The following is a 16,417-nucleotide window of genomic DNA, read 5'->3' on the forward strand; positions in this document are numbered from 1 at the left end:
GGTATGAACGAATCAGACGCAGCGCGGCAGAAGTGGGATGGCCATTATCGTGATGCGGCGGATGTGCCGGCGATGCGAGTGGTGGCGGAAAATTTACATCTTGCACCTACGCAGGGACGAGGCCTGGAGTTGGCCTGTGGTCTGGCGGGTAACGCCTTTTTGTTGGCTGAACATGGATTGCAGATGGACGCCTGGGATATTTCACCGGTGGCAATCGAGCGCGTCAATCGCGAAGCGCAGCGTCGAGGTCTGGTCGTCCATGGCGCGGCGCGTGATGTGATGCAGCAGCCATTAGTACCGCAGAGTTATGATGTCATCGTGGCGACGCATTTTCTGGAAAGAGTACTGGCGCCGCAAATCTGCGCCGCGTTGCGTCCGGGTGGTTTGTTGTTTTATCAAACCTTCACCCGAACCCGTATTTCAGAAGGTGGGCCGAAAAAGGATGAATGGCGTCTGGCCGACGGCGAGTTGCTGCAACTATTTTCCGAGTTACGGGTGTTGGTGTATCGCGAGGAAGGTCTGGTGGGGAATGTACAGCGTGGCTTGCGTAATGAGGCGTTGCTTGTGGCGCAGAAGCTATAGCCTGCTACACACTCAGAGGTTCCTTAATAAATTTCTTTTTCCCCCTCAGGCCTGCTCCGAAAACGCTGATAACCCCATTGGTATTGTTTAGGGATATGGCGCACGGCAGCCTCCATGGCTTGGTTAACCGCGCTGACCGAAATCGTTAAATCTTTTGCGTGTACGGATTCATCCACCGCACGGACATGAATTCGAAAGCCGCGCCCCCATGACAAGCGTTCGGCATAGGTGCAAATGACCACCGCGCCGGATTTTTGCGCCAGTCGCGAAACCAGGGTCATGGTGTTGGCCTGGATGCCGAAAAATGGCGCGAAGACGCCACCGCTTTCACGCGGATCTTGATCGGGAAGGATGCCTACCAAATGATTTTGCGCCATCGCTTGATATAGCGCGCGTACCCCTTGGGCATTGGTCGGGACGAGGTGCGCGCCAAAGCGCTGCCGTGAGCTGCGAATGATTTCATCGATCGCCGCTTGGCGTGGCGGCCGATAGAGGCTGGTCATCGGATAGCGGCCGGAGAAATACAGGCCGGTCATTTCCCAGTTGCCAAGGTGTGGTGAGATCAGCAGTACGCCTTTGCCCTGACGCAGGCCATCCGTAATCAACGCTTCACCCACCGTTTCGCGCACCAGACGTTGCAGGCGCTGCTGACCACAGAACCAGACGATGCCACTTTCCATGAAGGTTTTGCTGATTTCGATCAACACCCGCCGCAATTGGTGACGTTGTGTTGCGGCATCCCATTCCGGGAAACACAGCTCGAGGTTAATTTTTGCCGTACGGCGCTGGCTATTGTCGACGAGAAAGAGCGCCCATCCCAGCGCCACACCCATGGCATGGGCCAGCGGCAGCGGTAGCCAGGACATGATACGCAATAGCATGCGGATGAGGACGATTCGCATCAGGTTACGCTTGGGTTTATTGAGCAGCGGAAATTCATAGGGTGCTGTGCCTGGCAGGTCCCGGTATAATTCAGTCTGGCGGCTATTTTATCAGGGCTGCGCCCCTTTGTTTGGAATCATCGAATGGATCTGTTAACTCAATTGGAAACACACTGGTACTGGTTTGGCCTGTCGTTTGTGTTGCTGGCGTTAGAGGCCATATTTGGCAGCTTTCGTTACCTGGCCGTCAGTGTTGCGGCCAGCGCCATGGGTGGGTTGACCTATCTCTATACCCACGTCGGGCTACCGGCGCAGCTGTTGTTTTTTGCTTTGGGCTCCGGTGTGTTTATCTGGATCGCCCGTTCCATTGTCAACGAGCGGACGACCAAGATTGCGCGGTTGCAACAAATCTATGCCAGCAAGGCCTATGTTGGCCGCGAATTTACCCTGACTTCACCCATCATTGAGCAGCGCGGTAGTCTCGACATCGATGATTATTGCTGGCGGTTAACGGGTGATGATAGCCCAGAAGGCGCCAAGGTCAGGGTGGTGGAAATGGGAGAAGGCTGGTTGAAAGTGGAACCGGTCGCGTAGGGGCGATTCACGCATCGCCCGCCCCTATTTGATCTTGCCTTCACTGCCTTCCAGCAGTCGCTTGATATTGCCGCGATGACGCCAGATCAACAGTGTTGAAAGCACCAGCGCCAGGGTCATAAACACCGCCGAATCTTCCAGGCGCCACATGAATACCGGGGCCATGACGGCAGCGGTAATCGCCGACAGCGATGAAATTTTGAACAGCTTGGCCATCAACAGCCAGGTACCGATGACCGCCAGCGCCACCGGCCAGGAGATGCCGAGCAGGACGCCGAGCGCGGTCGCCACACCCTTGCCGCCGTGAAAGCCAAAAAACACCGGGTAGAGGTGACCGAGAAACGCGGCCAGACCGATGGCCGCCAGGATGTGATCCTCGGCGCCAAGGGCGCGCGCGATCAGTACCGGAATCAGCCCCTTGAGCATGTCGCCCGCCAGTGTAATCGCCGCTGCCTTCTTGCCGCCCAGACGCAGCACATTGGTGGCGCCGGGATTGCCGGAACCCTCGTGGCGTGGATCGGGCAGGTTCATCAGCTTCGAGACGATGACGCCGGTGGAGATCGAACCCAGTAGATAAGCGAATACAGTCAGGCCAATATCAAGCATAATAAACCGTAAAGACAACAGAGACTGGGGCGTAATGATAAGGCAAAATTGCCGTTTATGCGCGCCCTTTAATGCAGGATCCTTGGTAACGACATGGACATTATCTATTTAAGCGGGCTAAAGATTGAAACCGTGATCGGGGTCTACGACTGGGAGCGGCGCGTCAAACAACGGGTGATCATCGATCTGGAAATGGCGACGGATATTCGCAAGGCGGCGGCCACGGATGCGCTCGACGATACCCTCAATTACAAGGCCGTTGCCAAACGGCTGATTGAATTTGTCGGCGGCAGTCAGTTTCAGCTGGTCGAAACACTGGCCGAACGTATTGCCGATTTGGTGCTGCAAGAATTTAATGTGCCATGGTTGCGCCTGCGGCTGAACAAACAGGGTGCGGTGCGCGGCGCCACTGACGTGGGTGTGATCATCGAGCGCGGCACGAAACCTTAATATGGCACATATTTACATCAGCATCGGTAGCAATATCGATCCGGCGCGGCATGTGCGCGCGGCAGTGGCGGCATTACGCGAGCAATTTACTGATGTCACGCTGTCATCGGTCTATGAAAGCAAGGCCGTGGGATTCGATGGCGATAATTTCTATAATCTAGTGACCGCTGCCAAGACAGGGCAGGCGGTGCATGAGGTTGCCCGCATCCTGCGCCAGATAGAAGACCGTTTTGGCCACGACCGCCGTGGTCCCCGCTTCAGTTCGCGTACTGTTGATCTTGATTTGTTGTTGTACGACGATCGGGTGTTGAATGAAGTCGGCCTGGTATTGCCGCGCGAAGAGATTGTCAAAAATGCCTTTGTCTTGCAGCCATTGGCCGAGATTGCGCCACAAGTGGTACATCCATTGTTGAAGAAGAATTACGCCGAGTTGTGGTGCGAATTCGACAAGTCGAAACAGAGTTTGTGGCCGGTTGAGCTTGAATTCTCGTGAGGATGTTATTGCGCAAGTCAATTGTAGGGGCGATTCATGAATCGCCCCTACATTGTAGATTCTTCTTCCATGTGTGTTGCGGGTGTTTGTTGCGACAACATGGCAGCCAGCGCTAATACGATGATCAATAACACGGCCTCAAATCGTAAAGTCTGCTGAAACGCCTGCGGCGTTGCCTCGTGCGGGTTGGTGGTAAAAAAGCGATCAAATGGTACCAGGTAATGCGGTGGCTCCAGTTTGGCCCAGCGTAGCAGAGTCGGTACGGCGGCGTAACGGTGATGAGCACCTAGGGCCATCATCAATAACACAAATCCAACCTTGATCAGCAGTATCCGGCCATAAGTGGTTGCCCACAACGCATCCCAGCTACCGACTTGTAGCCAGGCGTTGTAAATGCCGGAAAAAATGACCATCGCCAATGCAATCGCCGATAAACGGGATAGCGCTAAAATAGCGTTAGCAATGGTGGCTGGTGCGGGAGGAGCGCTGCTGCGCAGTGCCGGCAGCACAATCAGCGATATTGTGATAATGCCACCGCCCCATAACAAACCGCCGCTGATATGGACAATATTGGCGAAGTTAGAGAGTGTGAAAACGCCGTCATCACCGGAGTGGCTAGCGGTGCTTAAGGTGCCAATGATGACTAGCAAGGTGCTAAAGCTGAGGTAAGGAATTAGTTGGCCATTAGTAATCCGCCGCCAATGCCAGGCCCAGAATATTCCTGTTACGATCGCGGCACAGATGCGTATCAGCCACAGTTGCCCATAATGCGTTTCAAACAATACGGTGCTCACCATCGGCAGGGCATCAATGACCGAGCGTTCACTGATGCTCGCCGTCTGGAGTAATAATCCCGCTGTACTACTGACGGTAAAACCCAGCAGACATGTACCCAGCAGTTTCCACAAACGGCGGTGCAGCTGCGGGGTTGCTTGGTAGGCGGGTAACATCCATAAACTGCAAGTGACGGCGCCAACGGCGGTGGTCAACATCAGCAAATCGCCGGCAATGGCGATCGCGATGGGGATGTTGTCCAGCATCGGCTGACGTTACTTGATGGTGAAGGTGTAGTCACCTTTCATCTTGTGGCCGTCCAGCGACACGATATTCCACATCACTTTGTAAACGCCGGCAGGCAACGCGGGGAGTTCGACCGACATTTCATTGTGGCCATCGCCCTTGATCGTGGTGTTTGCGGTATCGATCTGTTTGCCGCTGGCATCGAGGACGTGGATAGCGCTGAATTTAGGTTCCAGCGCCTTGGCGAACATCAGGTTAACCGCCTTGGGCGGCGTAGTCAGTACCGCATCTTTGGCTGGATCGGTGCCAAGAATTTTGGCGTGGGCAGAGGCAAAGTTGGGAAATGCAATAAAACCGGCGATCACTAACATTAAGGCAAACAGCTGGCGCGACATGGGTTAGGCTCCTCTAAGATTCGGTGTTACTAATATATAATATCGTGTTACCGATGGTGTGTCGATCCCGGGCCGTTTTTAATAGCCCAATGACCGACCACCATCCACATTCAAAATCTGGCCGCTAACATAATCGGCATCGCGGACTAAATATCGTACTGCGCGAGCAATATCAGCCGGTACACCCTGGCGTTTGAGGGCGGTGCGGTCGATGATTTCGGCCTTGTTCTCCTCGGCCAGTTCATGTTCCGGCCACAAAATCGCGCCCGGTGCTACGCCATTCACTCGGACATTCGGCCCCAGTTCACGCGCCAGGCTCATGGTCAGCATCGCCAAGCCAGCCTTAGCGATGCTATACACGGGAAAGCCTTTCATCGGCCGCTGGGCGTGAATGTCAATAATGTTCACGATGCAGCCGTGCTGTCTGGCCAGGGCAGCCGCGGCAGCCTGCGATAGAAACAATGGTGCTTTAAGATTGCTGCCGACCAGATCATCCCAATGGCGCTCGGTAATGCTGCCGATAGCGGTGGGATAAAAGGTGGAGGCATTATTTACCAGCACATCGAGCCGTCCCCATGCCGACTCGGCAGCGTGTACAAGGCCTGGCAAGGCGCTAACGTCGAGCAAATCGGCCTGGATCAAGATCACCGAGTTGGGGCGCAGCCGGTTTAGCTCGACATGCAGCACTTCGGCCGCAGAGCGAGAACTGCGATAATGTAGCGCGATGTTCATGCCCTCGGCATGCAGGGTGCGGGCAATGGTGGCGCCAATGCGATGCGCCGCACCGGTAATCAGGGCCACCTTGTCAGTCAACTCAGTATTCATGCCCGAGACTCCTATGTAATTTGATAAACTCTAGCGCATTACATTATCGCTGCAAACGCCACTTTTTCTCAGGTACCGATTTTGGCTATCGATTTTCCCCAACCTTCTGCTGAAGCCAGTGCTCATAGCCAGCGCCTGGTCGACACAATTCGATCCGAGATTATAGCCGCAGGTGGCCGCATCAGTTTTGCCCGATTCATGGAACTGGCCTTGTATGCGCCGGGATTAGGCTACTACGTCGCCGGTGCCCGCAAATTTGGCGAAGCCGGAGATTATGTCACGGCACCGGAAATTTCACCGTTGTTCGCCCGTTGTCTGGCGCGGCAATGCCGACAGGTGTTGGATCAAATTGAAGGCGGCGACATTCTCGAATTCGGCGCCGGTTCCGGTGCCATGGCAACCGATATGCTGCTTGAACTCGAAACACTTAATTGTCTGCCGCAGCATTATTACATCATTGAAGTCAGTCCCGATCTGCAACAGCGACAACGTGAGACTTTGCTGAACCGTGCTCCGCATTTGCAAGCGTTCGTCAGCTGGCTGGATAAACTACCGCAGAGTTTTCATGGTGTGGTGCTGGCTAATGAAGTCATTGATGCGATGCCGGTGCATCTGCTGCAGTTTGATGGCGCCGAGTTTGGTGAGCGTTATGTTGCGTGGGAGGCGGAGACGTTTGTCTGGGTGGATGGCCCGCTAAGTACAGTGGAGTTGCAACAAGCGATTGTCCATTTAAAAAATGAAATAGCCGATGAATTAGATTTTGGCTACATTACTGAAATCAATCTTGCGCTGAATGGCTGGATCGCCGCGCTAGGCAATATGCTGACGGCAGGCGCTGTGCTGCTGATCGATTACGGCTTTCCGCGTCACGAGTATTATCATCCCGATCGCAACACCGGCACGCTGATGTGCCACTATCGGCATCGTTCGCATCCCGATCCTTTCGTCTGGCCGGGATTGCAGGATATCACCGCCCATGTTGATTTTACGGCGGTGGCTGAGGCAGCGGATGCCGCCAGTTTGGATGTCGCGGGTTATACCAGCCAGGCGCAATTCCTGCTTGGCTGCGGATTGGGTGAAATATTGCAGCAAGCCGCAACGGATGATGTGCGCACGCATTTGACTATGACCCAGGCGGTAAAAAAACTCACGCTGCCGAGCGAGATGGGCGAGTTGTTCAAGGTGATGGCATTGACGCGTAGCGTTGACTTGATGTTGCAGGGGTTTTCAGTGCAGGACCGGCGGCACAGACTTTAAAGTCGTCCGCGGGGTGTTATTTGGCATGTGTGGCTGTGACAAATTATTTTGACTGAGATGGTGCAGGAGACTGGCATCACAGTTTGTTTTATATTACTCGTGCCCGGTCTTCTGATCTTTTGATGACTCGGGTAGTATTCGTTTCCAGTGCTTGTCGTCTCTGAAAACCTCATGTTTTGCCCATGATGCAAACTCCGCGCGTGTAATACAGCCCGTGGATCTTTTGCCGGAACCAGCGACGGTCTTGTAAATTACCTTGCGTGCTGCAGGATCGGGTTCGCTGGATTCGTCGACAATCTGGCGCACGGACCAATCGTCGCCATAACAACCGTTGCTGTAATAGCCACCTAAGTGAAGTTGTGTCGCCTGCATATGTCCTTGGGCGCGTGCCTTGGTGACCAGCTCATAGATCAGGAGTAAATCGTCCTCTGTAACATCAACAAAGGAGTTGATTTCTTTCAACGCGTTCAAAAAATCCTCGTGTGAGATGGATTCCTGTGTCGCCGCTGACGCTGTATGTTTTTTCTCCCTTCCCCAGAATGCTGGATAGCGACGCCAGGGAAAAAAAGCATTGAAGACGATAGCGCAGACGAGAATGGCGACCACATTTAACATGACTGGGGAGAGAACGAATTGATAGCCTAAGTCATGCAGTGCAGGGCCGCCGATCACCGCCGTGAGCGCGGTAGCACCGCCGGGTGGATGAATGCAGCGGAGGTAATGCATCAACAATATCGCCAACGCTACTGCCGTGGCGCCGGCCAAAAAAGTATTGGGAATGGTCTGTGCACAGACAACGCCGACCAATGCGGATATGAAGTGGCTCGCGACCAGGGGCCAGGGTTGCGACAAGACCCCATGAGGAACAGCAAACAGGAGTACCGCTGAGGCACCCATGGAAGCAGTGATGAAAAGCGCATCAGTGCCGTTGAGGGAATGCCGGCTGATGACAGCAACGACGAAGATTCCTAGGAATCCGCCGAGGGCGGAAACAAATTTTTCCTTGTGGCTAAGCGTGCCTCCTTGTACCCCCAGGAGATGCAACCAATGACGCAGGTGTTTTGTTGGTGACATCTTTTGTCCTGGATGAATCAAGCAAGCAGTTGCGGTGCCTGGATAGATAAAATGTATAATAAATATTACTTTATATGGTCTACAAGAACAAGCGCGAAGGGTTGTCACCGTGTTTCATAAACCTTTTGTAAATAAAGGCGATGCTTTATGTTCAGTTTTTGGTTGTCTGGCAGAGGGTGTTTCTGAAGCTGAAAACAATGATCGGTGGCATCTTCTGTGATTGAGGGTATCCTGATCTTATTTCCTCCTGCTGTTTGTGGGAGGGCCAGGGCAAGAGTGAAATACACATCACCAAGTTTGAATTCGGATCATCATGTCATCCCAGCATCACGTACCAACAGTTGCCATTATCGGCGGCGGCCCCGCGGGGCTGATGGCCGCAGAAGTATTGATCAACGCAGGTCTGTGCGTGGATCTTTACGATGCCATGCCCTCGCTCGGCCGCAAATTTCTGATGGCAGGTAAGGGTGGCATGAACATCACTCACTCCGAGCCCTACGATGTATTCATCACGCGTTACGGTGCGCGTCAAGCCATACTCAAACCAATATTGGATCGCTTCCCGCCGGATGATCTGCGTGCCTGGGCGCAAGGACTGGGCGTTGAAACTTTTGTCGGCAGTTCGCGGCGCGTGTTTCCAAAAGATTTCAAGGCCGCGCCGCTGTTGCGCGCCTGGTTGCATCGGCTGCGTGAGGCGGGTGTCAGGTTTCATGTGCGTCATCGCTGGTGTGGCTGGAATGCTAACGGTGAGCTGCGCTTTCAAACGCCTGCGGGTGAAAGCTGTGTGCAGGCCGACGCCGTCATTCTGGCCTTAGGCGGTGGCAGTTGGGCCAAGCTAGGATCAGATGGTAGTTGGGTGTCTTTGTTGCAGGCTAATGGCGTTGAAGTGGCACCGCTGCGCCCGGCGAATTGCGGTTTTGATATCGGCTGGAGCGAACACTTCCGCGAACGGTTTGCCGGTGAGGCAATCAAATCGGTTGTCGCCACGTTTACCGATGCCGATGGCGATTGCCGTCAGCAAGGTGAGTTGATGGTCACTGCCACCGGTCTTGAAGGCGGATTGATTTATGCACTATCAGCCAGGTTGCGTGATGCCATTGACAATCAAGGCGCAGCGACGTTGCTGCTCGATCTGGCGCCAGATCAAGAGTTATCGCAATTGACGCAACAACTGGCCAAGCCGCGCGGCAGTCATTCACTGGCGAAGCATTTACGCAGCCGCGCCGGGATTGAAGGCGTCAAGGCGGGATTACTGCGTGAAGTACTTACTCCGGAACAATTAAACAATCCCGTTGTCCTATCGGCAGCGATCAAGGCGCTGCCACTGCAATTGAAGTCTGCACGCCCGCTCGACGAAGCCATCAGCAGCGCGGGCGGCGTACGCTTCGAAGCGTTGGATGAGCGATTAATGATCCGCGCCCACCCGGGCGTATTTTGTGCCGGTGAAATGCTTGATTGGGAAGCGCCTACGGGGGGCTATCTGTTTACCGCCAGCTTTGCCACTGGTCGCGCCGCCGGGCAAGGGGTGCTGGCATGGTTGGCAGATTTTTAGCGCTGTAAGCAAAGTGAAATGAGTTGGGTGCTATAATGCGCTCGCAATGAGAATTGCCTGGCATCCAGCAGGATGTTCGGGGTAGGGGAGTGACAAGGTTAGGGTATGGGTAGTATGAATATTAAAGCATTATTCGGTTTTATCTTCTTAGTAACAATTTCTGCAACAGCCACGGCATCAGTCGTCACCGATCTGGAAACAGGACTTCAGGCTTATCATGAAGGCGATTGCCGGACGGCCCTGAATCTGTGGACGCCTCTGGCAAAAAACGGTATTCCCGAGGCCGAGAATGATCTTGGACTACTCTACCTCAATGGTTGTGGCGTGCCGCGCGATTATCCTACCGCCGCGCAGTGGTTCCGTGAGGCTGCACTACAGGGGTTACCGCAGGCGGCGACTACGCTGGGCGCGATGTATGCCGAGGGGCGAGGCATTGTCAAAGACTATAACCGCGCCTTTGAGTGGTTCTCTTATGCCGCAGATCAGGGTTACCCTGAGGCGCAATACGATATCGGCATGATGTACGTCGAGGGGGTTGGTGTTTCCCAAAATTATGAACGCGCCCTGAAGTGGTTTCACAAGGCGTCCGTGCAAGGATATGTCGAAGCCCAGCACATGGAGCAGCAGTTGATTCATGATGGTTTAGGATTGGAGCATATTCCTTTTCCCAGAACCTACGTATGGTCGCAGCTGGGATAACTGCATCAACGTTAAAATTTTTCTGGCGATTTGACGTAATCTTAATAGAGAAATGCAATATTACGTTGGAAAGTTGTTATGAGTACACCTCGTTTTCTGCCCATATTTTTGTGCACGATTTTCTCTTTCGGTAATGCGCTTGCCGAAGATGCGGCTGCGTTCGTTGGAGCGGTGCATCCGCCTCTGGTGGCAGGATGCAAAGAGCAAATCTCGCGCACGATTTATACCGATCAAAAAGGCACGGTGCTCAGTTTCAGCTATGTCGAGTGCACTGCCGGTAATTCGCTGTGGTTTAACAAATTCGATGGCCGGAAAAACGGAGTTGCCACCTGGAAAGTGCAGGACGCAGAAACCGTAACGCTATTGCCGCATCAGACATTTCTGGATATCGGTTGCCACGGCAAGACGCGGCCCGATGATTATGTCGTGGCCGTGGGCACCTGGGTGAAGCGCGGCGCAGGTGGTTATCTCACCGAGATTACAGCAGCCTGGGCATTGGACACCGAAAAACTCAAGCTGGTTGAGTTGACGCCGGGCACGGTTAGTTGTGTGGTTGAGCAGTATTAGAGTTGGTGAAATCTATTTTAGTCTATGTGTACGACTCTTCTACCTGTCTTAATTGATCAAGCCAGGTCCACAATTTTGGAAATGAATATTCTCTCGGGATTGGATTATTGCAGATAAACTGTGCGTTCAAATATTGATTTATGTATGCTTCACCGGTTCTTCTGGGGTGATTGGCTATCCAAGAGTCATAAAAAGATGGATGTGTTTCGTAGTGGTGGGTATGAATAAAAGGCTCCCATGTGTTGCACAAATCATCTTCACTTCTAATATCGATAATTTCCGTTTGCTCCATTTCTCTATGATTTACATCACCCCAAGCAGATTTCATTAAATCAATTGCACTAACATCTGACTGTGGTGCACCGTAGCCAAAGATAGTAATCATAAAAGCACTTTGTAAATGATGATTAAGCTTTTTCCACTGCAAAGAAATGAAACCATTCAAGTGATAATTCTTCTCTGCAATGGGGTATAGAAGTTTTGTCGGTGCAAGAACACAGCCGCACTTGCTACACCTACTTCCATTTATTCCTGCGACCTTGTCTTTTTCGCAATATCCAACCCCGGCATTGCCATGAAGAAATAGTAGACGTGGTAACTTAAATTTTTGTGTGTTCCTGTGGTGCGCCAGCGACAAAAGCGGATCCCAGTTAAAAGTTGCAACAACGTCCTTTTCTCGGAGAGATAGTAGTAAGTGGTCATAAATGGTCGGTTCATCAATAATCTCTAAGCGAGAAAAGTAGTCATAAATTATCTTTTCTAATTTTTCTCTGGCCTCTTTGTGGGCTTTATTCCGATAAAGTTGGTCGTACATCTTCTCGAAGTTGTTAGCTTCAAAATTGACGCCTGTCTGGCACAGTAAGTCATTAAGGCCAAGAATATCCACGAAGTTATTCATGAGCGGAAGCTTTACGCCATTCTTATCCCCATTTGGGAAAGCGGCGTAACTAGCTCCGGAACCCAGGATTACAACATGGGGCTTACCCATCTGTATTTGTTTAATCTCTTGTTCTGCCGAAACTTTCATAGGCTTCCTTTTGACGTATAACGCTACGTTTGAGGGGGGATGGTATCTGAGGATGCTGTAAATAATTATGTGCTGAACAAGGGTGTTCCACAATTAGTACCAGCTAATGCGCCTATGAGGGTCTGCACTCGCCGAGCCAGCGCCACTGTGACAATATGCCGCATCCCGCCTAACAAGATCGGCCGTTAAAATCCCTTGAACATGCATTCAATCTATCGGTTTTGCCTCTGTGGAGAAACTATTAGAACCTGATCGTTTCATAACCTGGAATCAGCCGTCCCGCCAAAAGTGGCCGGTGGCTGGGCTGGTGGTGGCTGCGCATTTGCTCGTGGTTTATGGGTTGTGGCAGGCGCAGAAAGGCGAGGTTTTTCAGGAAGAGGAGCCGATGTTTGTGTCGCTGATTGAGTCCGCGATTCAACAAGAGGAGGCTCGGCCGGTGCTGCCGCAAGTTGTGCCCAGGCCAGCGGTTGCGGTGCCAACGCCGGATTTGCCGAAGCCGATCGTGACCGAGGCGCCGGCGGCTGCGGCTGAAGTTGTGGTGCCCACATCACCAATGCCGGTTGCCGAGCCGGTGCTGGCTGCGCCGGAGCCAATGCCTATTCCAGTGCCGATGCCCATGTCGAGCCAAGCGCAGGCGCCTGTTTCGCAGACGGTAAGTTTGCCCGAGCTAGCAGCAGTGTGTTCGGAGCGTGTGCCGCCGGTTTATCCGTGGCGGGCGAAGAAAATGGGTTTGCAGGGCCGGGTGGTGTTGCAAGTCGGTCTTGATGATGTCGGTCGCATTACACAGGCGGCGGTGCATCAATCGTCAGGTGTGACACTGCTGGATGAGGCGGCATTGGCGGCGGTGCAGCAATGGCGTTGCCAGCCTGCGATGAGTAACGGTCGTGCGGTGCCTGCCGTGGCGCTGCAACCTTTTAATTTCACGCTGAAGAGGGGTTAGTCATGGAACAATCGCTTGGTGTTGCGCACTTCATCGCTCAGACCGATACGGTGGGTGTGATTGTCTTGACCTTGCTGATGTTGCTGTCGCTGGCGAGCTGGTATCTGATCATCACAAAACAGTTACAGAATCTGCAATCACAGCGCCAGAGTCGCGCCTTCCTCGCTGGCTTTTGGCGCGCTGAATCGTTTGATCAAGCCGAGTTGCCGGCGGAAGGTAGCGCCGCCGACAATGCCTTCGCCCGGCTGGTGCGTGTAGCGGCTAAGGCTGCGCATAAGGATCGTCAGGGCAAACAGACACTGGCGGCTGCGGGCGGGCTTAACGAATATCTCACGCGGGTGTTGCGCAACGGCATCGAACAGGAAACGGCGCGTGCCGAACACGGTTTGACGCTATTGGCTTCGGCGGGTTCTTCGGCGCCATACATCGGTCTGTTCGGCACGGTGTGGGGCATTTATCACGCGCTGGTGGCGATCGGGCTGGCCGGTCAAGGCACGCTCGACAAAGTGGCGGGGCCGGTGGGTGAGGCGTTGATCATGACTGCGCTCGGCTTGGCGGTCGCGATTCCAGCGCTGCTGGCGTACAACTATTTCCATCGCCGCAATCGCATTCTGCTCGCCAGTCTGGAAGCCTTTGCTCACGATCTGATCACGCTGATGACGGTGGAGGCCAATGAGCCAATGCACACACAAAAAAAGGCGCCTGAGTCTGTGATCACCAGCGTGCGCACTGCGCGCGCGGCTGTGGTGTTGAGTTGAGGGTGTCATCATGGCCTTGGGAAGTTTGAGTGATAAATCCAACTCGGCGCCGTTCGCCGAGATCAATATGGTGCCGTTGGTGGACGTGATGTTGGTGTTGCTGGTGATCTTTATTATCACCGCGCCGCTGCTTACCAACGCGGTAAAGATCGATTTGCCCAAGGTGACTTCGGCGCCCAATCTGGCGACACCGGGGCATGTCGAGTTCGCCATTCGTCAGGATGGCAGCCTCTTCTGGAACGGCGAGGCGGTGGACATCGGTACACTGCCACAGCGCTTTGCCGCGGCCGCCGCAATGCAACCGCAGCCGGAGCTGCACATCCACACCGATCGGTTGGCTTATTACGAGCATGTCGCCAAGGTGATGTCGCTGGCGGGCAAGGCGGGGCTGACGCGGATCGGATTTGTCACGGATCCGGCAGCGAATTAGCTGTTTCGTTATACTGTAGGCTGATTAAAACCTAACGCGGAGACGCAAAGACGCGGAGAAGACCTTGTTAACCACAAAGGACGCAAAGGAACACGAAGGAAATCATGTGAAATTGTCCTTCCCTTCTGCCTATGATTCGTGGCATGGCTCTTGTTCGCGGTTGTCTTTGCGCACCTTTGCGTCCTTCGCGGTTAATTTTTCTAAATTTCTCTGCGCCTTTGCGTCTCCGCGTTAGGTTTTAAAACTGGATAGCTAGCAGATGAATGAAACTCAGCGCAGTTCCGGCACCGTCAATCTCGGCCGTCTGGTGGTTTATCGCCATTTGGCGCTGGTGGCGCAGGGCATTGCGGTACCGTCGGCGATTTATGGCCTGGGATTGCAGCTCGATGCTTTTCCGCTGCTGGCGATTATTACCGTCTACGGCATCTATAATGGCATTACCTGGTGGCGCCTGCGGCATGGCGCGGTGATCACGGAGCCGCAGCTGTTTGCACAATTGCTGGTGGATGTCGCTGAAATGGTTGCGCTGTTGTATCTCACCGGCGGTGCGTCCAATCCTTTTGTCTGGTTCTTTCTGGTGCCGTTGACATTGACGGCGGCATCGCTGCCAGCAGTGTATAGCTGGGCGATGGCGGCCATCACCTCGGCGTCTTATTCACTGCTGTTGTTTTATAACGTACCATTGCCGCATCAGCATGGTGGCGGTGATTTTAATCTGCATGTGATTGGCATGTGGACAGGTTACCTGTTGAGCGCGGCGTTGATCGCGTATTTTGCAGTACATATGAACAACACCTTGCGGCAACGTGATCTTGCTCTTGCCCGTGCCCGCGAGCAAACGTTGCGCGATGAGCGATTGGTGGCGCTGGGCACGTTGGCGGCTGGCGCGGCACATGAAATGGGTACGCCGCTGGCAACAATGGCGGTGGTGACCAGGGAGTTGAAACGCGACTATGCACATCTGCCGGAATTGACTGAGCAGCTCGATGTGGTGCGGAGTCAGATCGATCGCTGCAAAGGGATTTTGAGTTCGATGGCCGCCGCCGCCGGACAGAATCGGGCGGATGCCGGTTATCAGATGAGTCTGGATCGTTATCTCGCTGACTTGATTGAGCGTTGGCGGCAGACGCGACCAAAAGTCGAGGTGCGTTATATTGCTTGTGATGTGCTGGCGCCGACGATCATTGCCGAACAGACCTTGAGTCAATCGATTATCAATGTCCTCAATAATGCGGCGGATGCCTCGGAGCATGATGTCGAAGTGACGGCGCAGTGGGATGCGCAAACGCTGACGTTGGAGATTTGTGATCGTGGCCCTGGGCTGGATTCAGAGGCCGAAGCCCGCGCCGGTGAATTGTTGTTTACCACCAAAGCGCCGGGTGAAGGGCATGGTATCGGCTTATTCCTGGCGCAGTCTACTATCAGCCGCCTCGGCGGCAGCATGCGGCTTTGCAATCGCGAGGGCGGTGGTGCCTGTACACGCATCGAATTGCCGTTGACTCAATTGTTGGTGCAGGCGTGAACAATAATGGACAAGCGCCCAGCCTGTTGCTGGTGGATGATGATGAAACATTGCGTGATGTGTTGGCGCGTGCCTTGACCAAACGCGGCTTTGCGGTACAGACAGCGCAGGATGTCGCCAATGCAATGCAACTGGCGGAGCAGGAAGCCCCTGAATATGCGGTCGTCGATCTCAATATGCCGGGGCATTCGGGATTGGTGTTGGTGGAACAGTTAAAGCAGCTTGATCCGCACACCCGCATTGTGGTGTTGACGGGTTACGCCAGTATCGCCACCGCAGTGGAGGCGATCAAACTTGGCGCGACGCATTATTTGACTAAGCCCGCCGATGCCGATGAGATTGTCGAGGCGCTGCATCGTGACAGCGGTGATGCGAGCTTGCCGGTGGGTGAGCAGCGCTTGTCGGTGGATCGATTGGAATGGGAATATATCCAGAAGACACTCAACGAGCACAACGGTAATATCTCCGCCACCGCCCGCGCTTTAGGTATGCATCGCCGGACCTTGCAGCGTAAGTTGTTCAAGCGGCCGGCCGCGCGTTAATGGTTGATTGAAAAATGTTCTGTTGTTCCTGTTTGCTCCGGGTGCAGGAACCTACACAATCCCCTCTCCCAGAGGCAGAAGGAATGCCTTGTTTAACAGCATGGCAAGATGTGTAGATACCGCTGTCTTTCGGGAGACGGTTGCGAGTTCATGCAAGTCCGCGACAATATGTCACATTCCTGAGTAATTCCGACCTTCTTATA

General features: G+C 53.8%; 20 protein-coding genes. 13 read left to right on the forward strand and 7 right to left on the reverse strand.

Translation table 11 applies throughout. The features are described from left to right. The first annotated feature begins 3 nt into the window (after positions 1 to 3). Positions 4 to 582, forward strand: coding sequence for a class I SAM-dependent methyltransferase (locus tag HY272_04170; GenBank protein MBI3771879.1), 579 nt, complete (start codon positions 4 to 6; stop codon positions 580 to 582). Positions 583 to 605: 23 nt separating this feature from the next. On the opposite strand, the gene HY272_04175 is transcribed toward HY272_04170, so the two are convergent. Next, a complete protein-coding gene (locus HY272_04175) occupies positions 606 to 1,484 on the reverse strand; it encodes a lysophospholipid acyltransferase family protein (protein ID MBI3771880.1) in 879 nt (292 codons plus the stop codon). 123 nt (positions 1,485 to 1,607) lie between these two features. On the opposite strand from HY272_04175, the gene HY272_04180 reads away from it, so the two are divergent. After that, positions 1,608 to 2,057 carry an NfeD family protein gene (locus tag HY272_04180; protein MBI3771881.1) on the forward strand — a complete coding sequence of 150 codons (450 nt, stop codon included), beginning with the start codon at positions 1,608 to 1,610 and terminating at the stop codon, positions 2,055 to 2,057. Between the two features lie 24 nt (positions 2,058 to 2,081). Here HY272_04180 and plsY read toward each other — a convergent pair whose 3' ends face one another. Beyond that, positions 2,082 to 2,663: a glycerol-3-phosphate 1-O-acyltransferase PlsY gene (gene plsY, locus HY272_04185; protein MBI3771882.1), complete on the reverse strand. Its 582-nt coding sequence runs from the start codon at positions 2,661 to 2,663 to the stop codon at positions 2,082 to 2,084. Positions 2,664 to 2,756: 93 nt separating this feature from the next. Here plsY and folB point away from each other — a divergent pair, with 93 nt between their 5' ends. Further along, complete coding sequence (folB, locus tag HY272_04190; protein MBI3771883.1) at positions 2,757 to 3,113, forward strand: dihydroneopterin aldolase; 357 nt, start codon at positions 2,757 to 2,759, stop codon at positions 3,111 to 3,113. Position 3,114: 1 nt separating this feature from the next. After that, the gene (folK, locus tag HY272_04195; protein MBI3771884.1) at positions 3,115 to 3,606 is read left to right on the forward strand and encodes a 2-amino-4-hydroxy-6-hydroxymethyldihydropteridine diphosphokinase; all 492 of its coding nucleotides are present in this window, start codon (positions 3,115 to 3,117) and stop codon (positions 3,604 to 3,606) included. Positions 3,607 to 3,653: 47 nt separating this feature from the next. On the opposite strand, the gene HY272_04200 is transcribed toward folK, so the two are convergent. The 3 genes from HY272_04200 to HY272_04210 form a co-directional block, all read right to left on the reverse strand. After that, positions 3,654 to 4,646 carry a CopD family protein gene (locus tag HY272_04200; GenBank protein ID MBI3771885.1) on the reverse strand — a complete coding sequence of 331 codons (993 nt, stop codon included), beginning with the start codon at positions 4,644 to 4,646 and terminating at the stop codon, positions 3,654 to 3,656. A 9-nt stretch (positions 4,647 to 4,655) separates the two neighbouring features. Further along, a complete protein-coding gene (locus HY272_04205) occupies positions 4,656 to 5,021 on the reverse strand; it encodes a copper resistance protein CopC (GenBank protein MBI3771886.1) in 366 nt (121 codons plus the stop codon). A gap of 78 nt (positions 5,022 to 5,099) precedes the next feature. Next, positions 5,100 to 5,822 (reverse strand): pteridine reductase, encoded by a 723-nt coding sequence (locus tag HY272_04210; protein ID MBI3771887.1) that lies wholly within the window; start codon positions 5,820 to 5,822, stop codon positions 5,100 to 5,102. A 222-nt stretch (positions 5,823 to 6,044) separates the two neighbouring features. On the opposite strand from HY272_04210, the gene HY272_04215 reads away from it, so the two are divergent. Then, entirely contained in the window at positions 6,045 to 7,103 is a 1,059-nt protein-coding gene (locus HY272_04215) for an SAM-dependent methyltransferase (protein MBI3771888.1), read from the forward strand. Positions 7,104 to 7,196: 93 nt separating this feature from the next. Here HY272_04215 and HY272_04220 read toward each other — a convergent pair whose 3' ends face one another. Next, positions 7,197 to 8,177: an HPP family protein gene (locus HY272_04220; GenBank protein ID MBI3771889.1), complete on the reverse strand. Its 981-nt coding sequence runs from the start codon at positions 8,175 to 8,177 to the stop codon at positions 7,197 to 7,199. 313 nt (positions 8,178 to 8,490) lie between these two features. On the opposite strand from HY272_04220, the gene HY272_04225 reads away from it, so the two are divergent. The 3 genes from HY272_04225 (at position 8,491) to HY272_04235 (ending at position 10,995) form a co-directional block, all read left to right on the forward strand. Beyond that, positions 8,491 to 9,729, forward strand: a complete 1,239-nt coding sequence (locus HY272_04225; GenBank protein ID MBI3771890.1) for a TIGR03862 family flavoprotein — start codon at positions 8,491 to 8,493, stop codon at positions 9,727 to 9,729. 114 nt (positions 9,730 to 9,843) lie between these two features. Next, positions 9,844 to 10,428, forward strand: coding sequence for a sel1 repeat family protein (locus HY272_04230; protein ID MBI3771891.1), 585 nt, complete (start codon positions 9,844 to 9,846; stop codon positions 10,426 to 10,428). Between the two features lie 78 nt (positions 10,429 to 10,506). Beyond that, entirely contained in the window at positions 10,507 to 10,995 is a 489-nt protein-coding gene (locus HY272_04235; GenBank protein MBI3771892.1) for a hypothetical protein, read from the forward strand. A gap of 22 nt (positions 10,996 to 11,017) precedes the next feature. On the opposite strand, the gene HY272_04240 is transcribed toward HY272_04235, so the two are convergent. After that, entirely contained in the window at positions 11,018 to 12,022 is a 1,005-nt protein-coding gene (locus HY272_04240; protein ID MBI3771893.1) for a hypothetical protein, read from the reverse strand. A 229-nt stretch (positions 12,023 to 12,251) separates the two neighbouring features. Between HY272_04240 and HY272_04245 the strand changes: the two genes are divergently transcribed. The 5 genes from HY272_04245 (at position 12,252) to HY272_04265 (ending at position 16,214) form a co-directional block, all read left to right on the forward strand. Next, entirely contained in the window at positions 12,252 to 12,962 is a 711-nt protein-coding gene (locus tag HY272_04245) for an energy transducer TonB (GenBank protein ID MBI3771894.1), read from the forward strand. 2 nt (positions 12,963 to 12,964) lie between these two features. Next, complete coding sequence (locus HY272_04250) at positions 12,965 to 13,720, forward strand: MotA/TolQ/ExbB proton channel family protein (GenBank protein MBI3771895.1); 756 nt, start codon at positions 12,965 to 12,967, stop codon at positions 13,718 to 13,720. Between the two features lie 10 nt (positions 13,721 to 13,730). Next, on the forward strand, positions 13,731 to 14,150 hold the full coding sequence (locus HY272_04255) for a biopolymer transporter ExbD (protein MBI3771896.1): 420 nt from the start codon (positions 13,731 to 13,733) through the stop codon (positions 14,148 to 14,150). Between the two features lie 259 nt (positions 14,151 to 14,409). After that, positions 14,410 to 15,672 carry a HAMP domain-containing histidine kinase gene (locus HY272_04260; protein ID MBI3771897.1) on the forward strand — a complete coding sequence of 421 codons (1,263 nt, stop codon included), beginning with the start codon at positions 14,410 to 14,412 and terminating at the stop codon, positions 15,670 to 15,672. Then, a complete protein-coding gene (locus HY272_04265; GenBank protein ID MBI3771898.1) occupies positions 15,669 to 16,214 on the forward strand; it encodes a response regulator transcription factor in 546 nt (181 codons plus the stop codon). The genes HY272_04260 and HY272_04265 overlap by 4 nt, the downstream gene beginning before the upstream one ends. The last annotated feature ends 203 nt before the right edge of the window (positions 16,215 to 16,417 follow it).

It is taken from the genome of Gammaproteobacteria bacterium (assembly GCA_016200485.1).
Lineage (GTDB): Bacteria > Pseudomonadota > Gammaproteobacteria > Tenderiales > Tenderiaceae > JACQEP01.

Bases quoted from the DNA above. Each gene is read 5' to 3' on its own strand.
- HY272_04235 (MBI3771892.1), top strand. From the start codon at position 10,507: ATGAGTACACCTCGTTTTCTGCCCATATTTTTGTGCACGATTTTCTCT.
- HY272_04220 (MBI3771889.1), bottom strand. From the start codon at position 8,177: ATGTCACCAACAAAACACCTGCGTCATTGGTTGCATCTCCTGGGGGTA.
- plsY (MBI3771882.1), bottom strand. From the start codon at position 2,663: ATGCTTGATATTGGCCTGACTGTATTCGCTTATCTACTGGGTTCGATC.
- HY272_04200 (MBI3771885.1), bottom strand. From the start codon at position 4,646: ATGCTGGACAACATCCCCATCGCGATCGCCATTGCCGGCGATTTGCTG.
- HY272_04225 (MBI3771890.1), top strand. From the start codon at position 8,491: ATGTCATCCCAGCATCACGTACCAACAGTTGCCATTATCGGCGGCGGC.
- HY272_04260 (MBI3771897.1), top strand. From the start codon at position 14,410: ATGAATGAAACTCAGCGCAGTTCCGGCACCGTCAATCTCGGCCGTCTG.
- HY272_04250 (MBI3771895.1), top strand. From the start codon at position 12,965: ATGGAACAATCGCTTGGTGTTGCGCACTTCATCGCTCAGACCGATACG.
- HY272_04255 (MBI3771896.1), top strand. From the start codon at position 13,731: ATGGCCTTGGGAAGTTTGAGTGATAAATCCAACTCGGCGCCGTTCGCC.
- HY272_04215 (MBI3771888.1), top strand. From the start codon at position 6,045: ATGGAACTGGCCTTGTATGCGCCGGGATTAGGCTACTACGTCGCCGGT.
- HY272_04205 (MBI3771886.1), bottom strand. From the start codon at position 5,021: ATGTCGCGCCAGCTGTTTGCCTTAATGTTAGTGATCGCCGGTTTTATT.
- HY272_04230 (MBI3771891.1), top strand. From the start codon at position 9,844: ATGAATATTAAAGCATTATTCGGTTTTATCTTCTTAGTAACAATTTCT.
- folB (MBI3771883.1), top strand. From the start codon at position 2,757: ATGGACATTATCTATTTAAGCGGGCTAAAGATTGAAACCGTGATCGGG.
- HY272_04180 (MBI3771881.1), top strand. From the start codon at position 1,608: ATGGATCTGTTAACTCAATTGGAAACACACTGGTACTGGTTTGGCCTG.
- HY272_04240 (MBI3771893.1), bottom strand. From the start codon at position 12,022: ATGAAAGTTTCGGCAGAACAAGAGATTAAACAAATACAGATGGGTAAG.
- HY272_04175 (MBI3771880.1), bottom strand. From the start codon at position 1,484: ATGCGAATCGTCCTCATCCGCATGCTATTGCGTATCATGTCCTGGCTA.
- HY272_04170 (MBI3771879.1), top strand. From the start codon at position 4: ATGAACGAATCAGACGCAGCGCGGCAGAAGTGGGATGGCCATTATCGT.
- folK (MBI3771884.1), top strand. From the start codon at position 3,115: ATGGCACATATTTACATCAGCATCGGTAGCAATATCGATCCGGCGCGG.